Genomic DNA, 12,637 nt, shown 5'->3' on the forward strand with positions numbered 1-12,637 from the left:
AGTTTATTTTATTTTAAGTTATAGCTTATAAATGGTTTTTATCATTAATTGACAATTTGCAAGATTCAAATCAACTATATTTTATATTTATTTCTTAATATTGAACTCTCTAAAGAAATCAAATGGAAAAAGACATCCTATCTATAAAAAAATTGCTACTTATTATCGTAGTGCCACTAGTGCTTTACTTACTGAACGTGCTTTCCATAATATTTATTCCATTAACATTTGGACTTTTTGCTGCATTAGTTTTTTCTCCATTGATGCGTTGGTTTTCGCGTAAAGGAATTCCAAATATCATAGGTGTTATTGTAGCTCTAACGATTGTTTCGGTAGGGATAAAAGGTGCTTATGAAATGGTTCAACTGACTGGAAAGGAGTTGTCTAATGCGGATTCAGACTTCACGAATAAGCTTAATGACCGAATGAATGATTTGGCAACTCCTGTTGTTGATATTTTAGGAATTCAATTAGAAGAAGATGAAACCAACTTACAAGCATTAATGAACGATGAAATGATTAGCTCAAATCTTTTTGGAAATGTTGGAAGTGGTTTAAATGTTGCTAAAAACTTTGTGAGCATGTTGCTAATGACGCTATTTTTCATGGTTTTACTCTTAGCTGGGTCTGTCAATATGCAAAAAGTAATGCAATTGCTGATCTTTAAACAACGGCATGCATCGGTAAAAACTTTTCGTCAGATTGAAAAAGATATTTTTAAGTTTATCATCGTTAAATTTCTTTTAAGCTTATTTACAGGTTTATCATTTAGTTTAGCGTGCTATGCATTTGATGTAAGCTTCCCTATTTTTTGGGGTGTATTTGCGTTTCTAATTAACTTTATTCAAATGGTCGGTTCTGTCATATCAGTTGTTGTTCTTACCTTGTTTGCAGTTGTCGAATTGAATATTGGAGGCTCGTTATTCTTCTTTATCTTGGTAATTACTGGTATTCAAGTTTTATTTGGTGGAATTTTAGAGCCTATATTGATGGGTAAATCGTTCTCCATTAATACGGTTACCGTATTGATCATGCTGGCTTTATGGGGCTATATCTGGGGGATTCCTGGATTGATCTTATCAATTCCTATTACTGCTTTAGTAAAGAAGATTATGGAAAAATTCCCTGGAACGGCAGTTTATGCAAGAATAATGTCCTAAAGTTTTCGTTAAAAGTTATTTTGCTTACCTAAATATTTTTTATTGCTTATCGGCTTGTTTCTATAAGGTAATATTCGATTAGTGAAAAAATAAAAGATCCTTCGGTGGTCTACTCCATCGGGAAGAATGGCTCAATAGAGAAAGTAATATTGTTGTTTAAAACACTATTTATTGGCGAAAGTATTGGATAATCACTTTCTTTTTCAGGTTAGCATGCAGTTCTTCCGGCCCTGGCGTAACTGGAAATCCTGTAGAACTTGATTGAACTACTGCTTCAACTAAAAGAGCGACCAAAGGAAGCTACTTTTTGTTGATTTAGCAGTGTATCAATGAAGGAGACAGATTGAAGGAGAAGACAGATGAGGCCGCCAAAACAAAAGAAGCAACTTTTAGCGAATAGTAAACGTGAACCACATAAACAGGTGTTTAAAAGCTATTTTTCACTTCTTACCAAAATTAGAATACGATGTGTACAACTTCAAGTAAGTAAAATATGAGGTAGTAAAATTATTGTTTGGGGAAGTAAACTTTTTGTCTGAAAAGTACTAAGATTACACCAACCGAAATGGCTGCATCAGCTATGTTCCATATTGCTGGAAAAACTTGTTTACCACCAAGATAAGGCATCCATTCTGGCCAATGGGCATAAAACTGAAACATATCTACAACGTTACCAAACAAAAATCCGCGGTGACGTACTTCCACAGCTTCGGTATAGCCATAATACGTGCAATCTTCCCAAATACCAGAGCCTTCGACCTGATTGTAGGAAATACAAGGGTCGAAATAAGTAGGAAACATGAGGTCATAAAACATTGAGTCGAATAAATTTCCTGCAGCACCTGCTAAAACTAATCCTGAGACAATTAAAAATTCTAATTTAACTTCAGGTTTTTTAATTTGCTTCAAAATATAGTATACGATTGCAATGATGGCAACAATTCTGAAGATGGAAAGCAATAGTTTTCCCCACATTCCTCCTCCAAGTTGAGTTCCAAATGCCATTCCTTGATTTTCAACATAGTTTAGTCGAAACCATTCACCAATTAATGCGATGCTTGGATCGTCGTAGGAAAAACTCGTTTTTATCCAAATTTTTACGGCTTGGTCAAGAATTAAAATGAACAAGACCACTCCAAAAGTAATTAAATACCGCTTCTTCACCGTTTCACTTTATGAGTCTTGTTGATTTTTTGCTTCAATGCTAAGCGTTGCGTGTGGAACGAGTTTTAAACGTTCTTTTTGGATTAATTTACCTGTTACACGACAAATTCCATACGTTTTGTTCTCAATTCTAATTAACGCATTTTTTAATGCGGTTATAAATTTCTCTTGTCGAAGTGCTAATTGCGCCATTTCTTCACGTGACAGGGTGTCTGAGCCGTCTTCCATCATGTTAAAAGATCTACCCGTATCATCTGTTCCGTGATCATCTTTATGCGAAAGAGAATCTTTTAAGATTTGTAGATCTTCGTCTGCTTCCTTTAATTTACCTTCTATAATTTCTTTAAATTCTTGTAACTCTTCTGCTGAGTATTGTAGTTTCTTATCTGCCATTTTTTAAAAGTTTAATGATTTTTAAAATCAGATTGAACAAATATAATCGAATTTCGTTTCGAATCAAGTGCTTTTATCGATTGTGAAAAAGTATTTTTGTATTTTAACACATATCGTAAAATAATCGCCCTTAAAATAATAAAACAAATCAAGATAATGGATGTAATTGAAGCATTAAATTGGAGGTACGCAGTTAAAAAATTTAATTCAGAGAAAAAGCTAACCGAAGAACAGGTAGATCGGATAAAGCAAGCTTTGCAATTAACGCCTACTTCTATGGGATTACAATTGATGAAATTTGTAATGGTAGAATCTGAAGCCGTAAAGCAAAAAATAACGCCAATTGCTTACAATCAACCACAAATTGAAGATGCTTCTCATTTGATTGTTATGTGCCGGAAAACTGATGTGCAGCCCAAAGATATTGACACTTTTATTGAGACTGCAGCCGCCGCAAATAAGATGGAGGTTTCTAACCCGGCAATGGTAGATTATGATAAATCTTTGCGTGTAAGTTTGTCAATACCTGAAGAGCAACAAAAAATATGGATGGATAATCAAGTGTATATTGCATTAGGAAACTTGATGACAGTTTGCGCAATTGAAGGAATTGATGCTTGTCCGATGGAGGGTTTTGACAGAAAAAAGCTAAACGAAGAGCTCGGTTTTTCAGAACAAAACTTAGATGCTGTCGTGATTTTTGCTTTAGGATATCGATCTGAAGATGATTACCGTTTGAAGTTTAAAAAAGTAAGGCGACCATTGGAAGATTTATTTGAAACGATTTGAATAAAACTCAAGTGAAATCTTCAATTTATTTAACAATATGACATCTCTTATTGTATTACATTAGAAGTTGTCAAAAAAATTAACAAAAGAGATATATGAACAATTTCGAATACTATAATCCAACTAAAATTGTCTTTGGAACAGATACTTACGATCAAATTCCAGCTAAGATTAATGAATTCACAGCTGGTAAAAGAATAATGATTACCTATGGAGGGGGAAGTATTAAAAGTAATGGAATTTATGATTCTGTTATGAAAGCGCTCAAGGATTATGAAGTTGTAGAATTTTCAGGGATAGAAGCCAATCCAGAATATGATACTTTAATGAAAGCAGTTGATCAAATTAAGGAAAATCCAGTTGATTTCGTTCTTGCCATTGGTGGTGGTTCTGTTATTGATGGAACCAAATTCATTGTATCTGCGGCTAAATACGACGGTAATCCTTGGGATGTTCTAACAATGAAAAAAGGTTGTAAATTTGAATATGCAATTCCTTTTGGAACTGTTTTAACACTTCCTGCAACAGGTTCTGAAATGAACTCTGGAGCTGTGATTTCAAATAGTCGATTGAAAGAAAAAAGAACCATGGGCGGTCCACAAGGTTTTCCAAAATTCTCATTTTTAGATCCTACAGTTGTTAAAACTTTACCAAAAAAGCAGATTCAAAATGGTATTATTGATGCTTACATGCATACGTTAGAACAGTATTTGACGTATCCTAGTGATAATCTTTTACAAGAACGTATTGCCGAAGGTATTCTTTCTACACTCATTGAAATAGGCCCTGAAGTTCTTGAAAACCCTGAAGATTATAAATTGGCAAGTAATTTAATGTGGTGTGCTACCATGGCTTTAAACGGAACCTTGAGAGCTGGAGTAGCCTATGATTGGTCAACCCACATGATTGGTCATGAATTGACAGCGTTACATGGAATTGATCATGCAAGAACACTAGCTATTATTGCTCCCAACTTATACAAAGTAAAATTGGAGAATAAGAAAGAAAAACTGATTCAGTATGGTCAAAGAATATTTGGTTTAGAAGGTTCTTGTGCGGAGGAAGCTATTAATAGAACGCGTACATTTTTTGAATCACTAGGTGTAAAAACTTCTCTTTCTGATTATACAAAAGAGCATGATGAAACAGCTGTTATCATTAAGAAGAGATTTGAAGAAAGAGGTTGGGAAGGAATTGGAGAGAGAAAAGACTTAACACCAACTGAAGCCAAACAAATTGTTGAAATGAGTATTTAATTTTTTCCCATATCAAGTATAAATAATTTAATTTTTTAATATGAAAGTAAAGGCTCCATTTGTGTTGCGTGAAAACTACAATGACGAAGTATTGGCTTTGTTAAAATCAGTTACACTGGGTTCAAATGGAGCGCGTTACCAGCATCAACGTTTAGAAAATAGAATTCAGCAGGTTTATAAACCTTTATTCTTGAATCTTGAACGCAATGATAAAGTGTTAGGAAATATTACCTTTTGTAGGAGACCCAAAAACTGGTATGTACGTTATTTTGCGTTTGACCTAGGTATGCAGGCAACTAATAAACAACCGCGTTCAAAATCTCAATATTCAGGACTAAAGAAAAGGATAGGGAGTTATTTTGATAGTGCTTTTGAACTAGATGAAGCTCCTGAAACTTTCTATGCCTACATTGATCCAAGAAATGAACGTTCTTTATGGATGAGTCAAAACTTTAATTTTTATACGGTAGCCAAAATTGCAACCCAAAGTTTTAGCCGGGTTAAGCCGAAAGAAAAAGAACGTGTTGCCCCTACAAAGGCTAATGAGTTTATCAAAGAAAAGGTCAACTCCATTTATGGGAAGGCACCATTTTATTTTACACAACATACGTTTAATGAAGATCCATTTTATGTATTGAAAGTTAATAATGAAATAGTAGCAATGGCCAAAACACACAACGCAGAGTGGAAGATAACTAGGCTGCCCGGTAAAAATGGTACTTTAATGCGTAATGTGATTCCTTTTGTGCCTGGTTTGAGAAAAGTTATTCGACCAAACTCTCATGTTTTTACTGTTGTAGACTCTGTTTGGAGCAAAGAACATAATGCGAAGTATATAGAAGAACTATTTGAAGGAATTCTTTATTATGAAAAAACCAATACAATGATTTGGTGGGTAGATCAAAAAGAGCCAATCTATCGCAAAGCAAAAGATGAGGTAAATTGGGGACTACTCAATAAAGTAAATGGTGTGCAAGAAGTTGATTTAGTTGTGAGAACGCCAAGAAATAAACCGAAACTTAAATTAGATGTTCCCACTTATATTACAGGATTCGATTTTATATAAATTGTTTAATCTTCATGTTCTTCACCTTTCTTTTCTTTAAGCTTAGGTAGATAAATTTCATCCTCTATTACAATAGCTTCGGGAAAGTTTGAAATTAATTTAGCCCTAACTTTTTCAGCGTCGAGTTGTTGTCTAAAATCTCCTAATAGAAGCAGATAGTTTGGCGCTCTATATTCAATATATGTTGTGGTTTCATCGTCAATCTGCATGACTTCTGACCGCGCCTTGTTTACCGCATCTCTATCTTGATCGAAAAATAATTGAATGCGATATCCTTCCATTGTAGGCGCAATATTAGGTGGAACAGTAGCTGATTTGAACTTTATTATTTTAGCAATTGATGCACTCTTTTTCACATTTACATCTCCTGGTTGGACATTTTCCATAGCTTTCGAACTGTCTTTGCCTTGAAAATCTTGAGGGTTGTTATTTTGCATTTTGGTCGTATGCTTTTTGTCTAATTCTTTCCCACTAGCGTTTTTCCACCATTCGTTTTGTGCGCTACTTATTGATGTCACAGAAAATAAAATTATTATAAGTGTTATGAATCGCATAGATTAAATTTTAAAGCAAAAATAATTAATATTTTTCGTTATCTCTTGCATTTATCATTCCAGAGTGTGCTAATATTTGTATACTTTAACTTTATAGTATTGTTTTCAATTATTAAAAGAGATTTAAGTTATCTCTTTCTTTATCATAATCTCTATGAAATATTGCTCACTATCCTCAATACCTTATCAAAAAAATTTAAGGACATTTACTTTCATGAAGCAACAGGTTATTGGCTATATAACAATTTGATTTTATGTAATAAGAAGTTGAACATTTTGGTGGTTAAGTGATCTTCGTTACAATGATCTAGGTGTTGTTTTTCTAATTTTGTATTTGAAAAAGATGTACAATTCAGTCTTAATAACTATGGACACACAAACAAGAGAGAAACAGTATCAATTAACGCCTAGAGAAATTAAACAACTACTCATTGAAGGGAATCAACGTTTTGCATCGGGAGAAATGATGGAACGCGATTTACTTGAACAAGTCAAACAGACTTCAGTGGGACAATTTCCGCATACCATTGTTTTGGGCTGTATAGATTCTAGGGCTACGACGGAACAGATTTTCGACCAAGGAATAGGCGATGTTTTTAATGCCAGAATAGCTGGAAATGTTGTGAATAAGGACGTACTTGGCTCAATAGAATTTGCCTGTAAAGTGGCGGGCTCGAAATTGGTGCTCGTATTAGGGCATACTAAGTGTGGTGCGGTTACATCTGCTTGCAATGGCGTAAAACTCGGACACATCACCCATCTTTTAGGTAAAATTGATCCTGCAATTGAAAAAGTGAAACAAAAGTTTGATGATGTAACTACACCAGCGGCAGTTAATTTAGTAAGCCAAGAAAATGTTTTGAATTCAATTCAAGAAATCAAAGAAAAAAGTCCAATTCTAAAAGGCTTAGAGGAAAATGGCAGAATAAAAATCATCGGAGGAATGTATGATGTAGAAACGGGATTGGTAGAGTTTTTATAGATGTGGATTATATCCCTGATGCAGAAATAACAGACTTTAAGTATAAAACAGAAAAAGAGGGAAAAATAAGTTTCTTCCCTCTTTTTATATAGTTATTAAATCTGTTCAAAAATATGATACTTTAACCTATCCTTCAATTTTCAAACCCAATTCTTTCAATTGTTCTTCATCAATTGTCGCAGGTGCATCAATCATAATATCTCTACCAGAATTGTTTTTAGGGAAAGCGATGTAATCTCTAATTGAATCTGAACCGCCCATTGTTGCAACCAAACGATCTAATCCAAAAGCAATTCCTCCGTGTGGTGGCGCCCCAAATTCAAATGCATCCATCAAGAATCCAAATTGTTTTTGTGCTTCTTCATCCGTAAATCCAAGGTGCTTGAACATTTTTGCTTGTAATTCCTTGTCGTGAATTCGAATTGAACCTCCACCCAATTCTACTCCGTTCATCGCTAAATCATAAGCATTGGCACGAACCTTTCCTGGATCTGTTTCTAACAATGCAATGTCCTCTTCTTTTGGAGATGTAAAAGGATGGTGCATCGCATGGTAGCGATTATTATCTTCGTCCCATTCTAACAATGGAAAGTCAACTACCCACAATGGTTTAAATTCGTTTGGATTTCTTAATCCCAATTCATCTCCCATGTGCAAACGCAAGTCATTCATTTGACTACGAACTTTGTCGGCATCCCCGCTTAATACCAGCATTAAATCGCCAGGCTGAGCACCTGAAGCATCCGCCCATGCTTGTAAATCTTCTTGACTATAGAATTTGTCAACAGAACTTTTAAATGTTCCGTCTGCATTGTATTTACAATACACCATTCCCAAAGCACCAACTTGCGGACGTTTTACCCATTTGGTAAGGGCATCCAATTGTTTACGTGTGTAAATGGCACAATCTTCTGCAACAATTCCCAAAACCAATTCGGCTTCGTCGAAGATTTTAAATCCTTTATTTTGAGTCACTTCATTTAGATTCTTAAACTCCATTCCAAAACGAATGTCTGGTTTATCAGAACCATATTTTTCCATTGCATCAGCATAAGTCATGCGTGGGAAATCACCTTCAAACTCAACATTTCTGCATGATTTAAACAAATGTTTTACCATGTTTTCGAAAGTGTTAAGAATATCTTCTTGCTCTACAAAAGACATTTCACAGTCAATTTGTGTAAACTCTGGCTGACGATCTGCTCTTAAATCTTCGTCTCTAAAACAGCGAACGATTTGGTAGTATTTGTCTATTCCAGAAACCATCAACAATTGTTTGAAAGTCTGCGGAGATTGAGGCAAAGCATAAAATTCGCCTTCATTCATTCTGCTAGGTACAACAAAATCTCTAGCTCCCTCTGGTGTAGATTTAATCAAATATGGAGTTTCAACATCCATGAAGTCTACAGAATCCAAGAATTTTCTTGTTTCTAAAGCCACTTTATTACGCAAATGCAATTTATTTAGAATTGACTTTCTACGTAGATCCAAGTAGCGATATTTCATACGCAATTCATCACCTCCATCTGTTTCTTCCTCAATTGTAAAAGGTGGGGTATTGGCTGCATTAAGAATATTAAGCTCTTCAACTTTAATTTCTACTTCACCAGTAGGAATGTTTTTATTTTTGCTTGAACGCTCAATTACGTTTCCTTTGATCTGAATTACAAACTCACGCCCCAATTTACGTGCTTTTTGATTTAGTTCATCATTGTCATCGCTACTAAAAGCCAATTGAGTAATTCCATATCGATCACGAAGATCAACGAAAGTCATTCCTCCCATTTCGCGAGTACGTTGTACCCAACCACTCAAAGTCACGTTATTTCCAACATCAGAAAGGCGTAATTCGCCACAATTGTGCGTTCTATACATAATATTCAATTTATATAATTGCAAAAATAGAAAGAAGATTGCACTTTATGACCACAGTTATAAGAATTGTGGAACTACAATGAAAAATATAAAAAGGGAAAATAATATTTTGTAAGTCTTCAATAGGGTTTTAGGTGAAAGAACGAATCCATTCATTAGTCCAAAATACTACCTGATTGCCTTAATGTGCAGAATGTTTTAGAAGGTATCATCAACAATATGAAGGGTTTTCTAGTAGGGCGCCTTACAAAAATTAAATTTTTTTCAATTATTTTTTATTTTACTCTTCCTTTTATTTATGGGGTTATAAACGGTTTTAATTATTTACAAACGAAAAATATTCGACAACAAACGAAAACTAACCGATTTTGGGTTTGCCTTTGTCTCACCTTTGCAGTGTCGATGGCTGAAAGACAGCAGATGACGAAATGTTCAAACTATTATTAATTAAAATTTACAGACATGAACACGTTAAGAAACACAGTTAGTTTAATCGGGAACCTAGGAGCGGATCCAGTAATTACAAAGTTTGGTAATGATCGCAGTGTGGCGCGATTTAGTGTAGCCACGAATGAGTCGTATAAAGACAAAAAAGGTGAGTGGGTAACCAATACAACATGGCACAATGTAGTGGCATGGGATAAAGCAGCTACGTTATGTGAGCAATTATTAAAAAAAGGAACTGAACTTGTTTTAGAAGGTAAGCTTGTGAATGATGCATACGAGACCAAGGAAGGTGAAAAGCGTTATAAAACGGAAATATCTATGCGAGAATTTATGCTTTTGAATCGCGATAAAAACAAAGCGAGTAAATAAAGTAATCACTTAACCAACCCCTAAAAAAAGCGTGTTTGAGCACGGCTTGGACACGCTTTTAATTCACTTTTATTAAAAAACATCAATTTAATCACGTTTAAAACATAATATCATGAGGGTACAACAAATGAATCACGTTAATTTAATTGGACAAATGTCAACAGATCCAACATTTTTAGAGGTTGAGGGCGGCAAGAAGGTTGCTCGCTTCTCATTATCTACTAAAGAAAGTTACCTTGATGAGCAAGGCAACACCAAGAGTTTAAAAAACTGGCACAAAGTTACTGCTTGGGGGAAATGGGTTCCTGTTTTAGAGCAATTAGGAGCGAAGGGTCAAGCCTTGGCTATTGAAGGACGTTTGCGTTCTCGTTTTTATAAAAAGAATGGCGAGCGAAAATCGTTCACAGAAATAGAAATCAATGATTTAGTTATTCTTTAATTCATTCAACTTATCATTCAATAATTATTCAAATTAATCACTAAAACAATATAAATCATGAAAAATCAAGTTCAACTTATCGGAAACATAGGAATAGATCCTGAAATTACCAACTTTGAAAGCGGTGCAAAGAAAGTGCGTTTCACTTTGGCAACCAATGAGCGTTACGTAGGCAAAGACGGCAAGCGCACCGACAAAACTTTTTGGCACAATATTCATGCTTGGGGACCTACTGCTAATTACATTGCTAAATCTGGCAAAAAAGGTACACAAATGGCGATTACTGGAAAATTGGTGACTAGAAAATACTTATCTCGCAAAGGAGAATCAAAATCATTTACTTCGATTGAAGTTAAAAACGCAGTTGCGCTAAGTTGATCAAATGCATAACGAGGCAATAAATATCATCTCTCGCTAATTTACCTAACCCGTGTTTTACTTGTAGAGCACGGATGCAAACCACCTAAATCACAACGGTATGCAACCATAGGTTTGCAGTTAGATAGAAAAGGTACGTGGCATTGCGCTACGTACTTTTTGTTTTTTGGTCCCAAAGTTTACCGAGGTATTCATGTAGAATTACTACAGAAAACAACATGAAAAAGTTGTAAAAAATATCTTCAATGGGAATTGATAGAACACGAAGTCCAATGATTTCTTTTTCGTTGTACCAAACAACAGGTGCGTCAGTAGCAACACCTGTAAGCACCCCATTTACAATTAAAAAAGGAACTTGTGTAATTAAAAAAGCGACAATAAAAAATGGGTGCCACCGTGGTGTAAATCCAAAGTATACTATCCAATTAATTAGTCCCGCACCAATTAGGGCAACCGATGTGTACCAGTTATCATAAAATATTATTCCAAGCACGAGACAAGTAATTGTAAAAAGTAAAGAGAAGAAATAAGAGAATTGCACTGGTCGAAATTTAGGGAAATAGGCTTTTACGCATTCGTAAATAAAAACACAGGCGTAAGGAATGGTAAAAAAGAACATACATTCTTCGATCGGTAAATTAAAGAAATGGATACCACTTAGGTATTCTGGATTAAACCCCCACACTCCAATATCCGTAAAAAAAACATCCCAAGCGATAAAAAGGCTTCCTACCACTAAAATTGCAGGGAAAAGTGTTTTCCAGTGGGTGTAAAAATGAACCTTTTTATCAAAAGAGAGCAAAAAAGGTCCTGCAAGACTCAGTAGATTAATCCAAAGATATAAACTCATCTTTTTTTATTTTTTAGTTTATAGGCTTTACGTGACTCTTTGTAGTATTTTAATGGAACAATGAGCATTCCGAAACATTCTCCATGTTCTTTTCCACGGTGTTTATGGTGAACTTTATGCGCTTTTCGAATGGCCATAAAATAAGGTCCGTCTAGTTTATCCATAAACTTAAATCTTCGATGAATATAAACATCATGAAAAAGGAAGTAAGCTAAACCATAAGCGGCAATTCCAAAGCCAACCCATACAAAAAAGTAGCCTTGATACATGATACCAAGCATGATTAGTAACCATGAAGGAACTGCGTATAGCAAGAAAAAAATATCATTTTTTTCGAATGGTCCAGGTTCAGGTTGGTGATGGTCTTTATGGAATTTCCATAGGAAACCATGCATGATAAACTTATGATTAAACCAAGCGCTAAACTCGGTTACAACAAACGTTAGTATTAAGACCAAAGGACCCCACCAATACATTACAAAACAATATTTAAAATACTAAAAAACACAATTTGAATAAAGTATAAAACAGTAGCGACTTTGTTTTGTTCGCCTAATTTCATCGAAAAGTAAAGTATTTGAATTACAAAAGCAATTAAAGCCCATCCTAAGAAATTAGAAAGCGGGATTTCACCACTCCAAACCCAGTAATCACTTTGAACTGCAACTGGTTCAATAAGTACATCGAGAGCAAGCATTAAAAGTGTTCCCAGGAATGCTTTAAGTAGCCAATGCGTTTTAAGCCGTTCGGCAATAGAGCCTGAAATAATCACAAGCATAATCCAATTAACACCAATAATAATTGGAACACCGTACCAAAGTGGTCCCAAGTTATTTCCGTAAATGTAATTACCAAAGAGAAGACCTGTGTGTACGCCAAGCCATTCCGCAGCCATTCCGATAAAAAAACCAACAA

15 protein-coding genes are annotated in these 12,637 nt (G+C 34.8%); 8 read left to right on the plus strand and 7 right to left on the minus strand.

All coding sequences use genetic code 11. From position 1 onward, the window contains the following. Window positions 1-122 precede the first annotated feature (122 nt). Entirely contained in the window at window positions 123-1,160 is a 1,038-nt protein-coding gene (locus tag CW751_RS02475; RefSeq protein WP_101333362.1) for an AI-2E family transporter, read from the plus strand. A 507-nt stretch (window positions 1,161-1,667) separates the two neighbouring features. On the opposite strand, the gene CW751_RS02480 is transcribed toward CW751_RS02475, so the two are convergent. Both CW751_RS02480 and CW751_RS02485 read right to left on the minus strand, forming a co-directional pair. Further along, entirely contained in the window at window positions 1,668-2,324 is a 657-nt protein-coding gene (locus CW751_RS02480) for a signal peptidase II (RefSeq protein WP_101333363.1), read from the minus strand. Between the two features lie 9 nt (window positions 2,325-2,333). Next, the gene (locus CW751_RS02485; protein WP_101333364.1) at window positions 2,334-2,717 is read right to left on the minus strand and encodes a TraR/DksA family transcriptional regulator; all 384 of its coding nucleotides are present in this window, start codon (window positions 2,715-2,717) and stop codon (window positions 2,334-2,336) included. Window positions 2,718-2,873: 156 nt separating this feature from the next. Between CW751_RS02485 and CW751_RS02490 the strand changes: the two genes are divergently transcribed. The 3 genes from CW751_RS02490 to CW751_RS02500 all read left to right on the plus strand — a co-directional run bounded on the left by CW751_RS02490 (window position 2,874) and on the right by CW751_RS02500 (window position 5,828). Next, window positions 2,874-3,506, plus strand: coding sequence for a nitroreductase family protein (locus CW751_RS02490; protein WP_101333365.1), 633 nt, complete (start codon window positions 2,874-2,876; stop codon window positions 3,504-3,506). A gap of 95 nt (window positions 3,507-3,601) precedes the next feature. Next, window positions 3,602-4,762, plus strand: coding sequence for an iron-containing alcohol dehydrogenase (locus tag CW751_RS02495; protein WP_101333366.1), 1,161 nt, complete (start codon window positions 3,602-3,604; stop codon window positions 4,760-4,762). Between the two features lie 40 nt (window positions 4,763-4,802). Beyond that, window positions 4,803-5,828: a hypothetical protein gene (locus CW751_RS02500; RefSeq protein WP_101333367.1), complete on the plus strand. Its 1,026-nt coding sequence runs from the start codon at window positions 4,803-4,805 to the stop codon at window positions 5,826-5,828. Between the two features lie 5 nt (window positions 5,829-5,833). Here the strand turns inward: CW751_RS02500 and CW751_RS02505 are convergent, their stop codons facing one another. Continuing rightward, the gene (locus tag CW751_RS02505; RefSeq protein WP_133122104.1) at window positions 5,834-6,346 is read right to left on the minus strand and encodes a hypothetical protein; all 513 of its coding nucleotides are present in this window, start codon (window positions 6,344-6,346) and stop codon (window positions 5,834-5,836) included. Window positions 6,347-6,749: 403 nt separating this feature from the next. Between CW751_RS02505 and CW751_RS02510 the strand changes: the two genes are divergently transcribed. Then, a complete protein-coding gene (locus CW751_RS02510; RefSeq protein WP_101333369.1) occupies window positions 6,750-7,364 on the plus strand; it encodes a carbonic anhydrase family protein in 615 nt (204 codons plus the stop codon). Window positions 7,365-7,490: 126 nt separating this feature from the next. On the opposite strand, the gene aspS is transcribed toward CW751_RS02510, so the two are convergent. Continuing rightward, window positions 7,491-9,239, minus strand: coding sequence for an aspartate--tRNA ligase (gene aspS, locus CW751_RS02515; RefSeq protein WP_101333370.1), 1,749 nt, complete (start codon window positions 9,237-9,239; stop codon window positions 7,491-7,493). Window positions 9,240-9,701: 462 nt separating this feature from the next. Here aspS and CW751_RS02520 point away from each other — a divergent pair, with 462 nt between their 5' ends. The 3 genes from CW751_RS02520 to CW751_RS02530 all read left to right on the plus strand — a co-directional run bounded on the left by CW751_RS02520 (window position 9,702) and on the right by CW751_RS02530 (window position 10,872). After that, on the plus strand, window positions 9,702-10,055 hold the full coding sequence (locus CW751_RS02520; protein ID WP_101333371.1) for a single-stranded DNA-binding protein: 354 nt from the start codon (window positions 9,702-9,704) through the stop codon (window positions 10,053-10,055). A 112-nt stretch (window positions 10,056-10,167) separates the two neighbouring features. Further along, entirely contained in the window at window positions 10,168-10,494 is a 327-nt protein-coding gene (locus CW751_RS02525; RefSeq protein ID WP_101333372.1) for a single-stranded DNA-binding protein, read from the plus strand. Between the two features lie 57 nt (window positions 10,495-10,551). Then, complete coding sequence (locus CW751_RS02530) at window positions 10,552-10,872, plus strand: single-stranded DNA-binding protein (protein WP_101333373.1); 321 nt, start codon at window positions 10,552-10,554, stop codon at window positions 10,870-10,872. Between the two features lie 148 nt (window positions 10,873-11,020). Here CW751_RS02530 and CW751_RS02535 read toward each other — a convergent pair whose 3' ends face one another. Genes CW751_RS02535 through CW751_RS02545 form a run of 3 tightly spaced genes read right to left on the minus strand, consistent with a single transcriptional unit; the run spans window position 11,021 to window position 12,617 of the window. Then, a complete protein-coding gene (locus CW751_RS02535; RefSeq protein ID WP_101333374.1) occupies window positions 11,021-11,722 on the minus strand; it encodes a lycopene cyclase domain-containing protein in 702 nt (233 codons plus the stop codon). After that, the gene (locus CW751_RS02540; RefSeq protein WP_101333375.1) at window positions 11,719-12,198 is read right to left on the minus strand and encodes a sterol desaturase family protein; all 480 of its coding nucleotides are present in this window, start codon (window positions 12,196-12,198) and stop codon (window positions 11,719-11,721) included. The genes CW751_RS02535 and CW751_RS02540 overlap by 4 nt, the downstream gene beginning before the upstream one ends. Then, complete coding sequence (locus tag CW751_RS02545) at window positions 12,198-12,617, minus strand: carotenoid biosynthesis protein (protein ID WP_394335953.1); 420 nt, start codon at window positions 12,615-12,617, stop codon at window positions 12,198-12,200. Before CW751_RS02545 ends, CW751_RS02540 begins: the two co-directional genes overlap by 1 nt. Between the last annotated feature and the right edge of the window lie 20 nt (window positions 12,618-12,637).

Source organism: Brumimicrobium salinarum, assembly GCF_002844555.1.
GTDB lineage: Bacteria > Bacteroidota > Bacteroidia > Flavobacteriales_D > Crocinitomicaceae > Brumimicrobium > Brumimicrobium salinarum.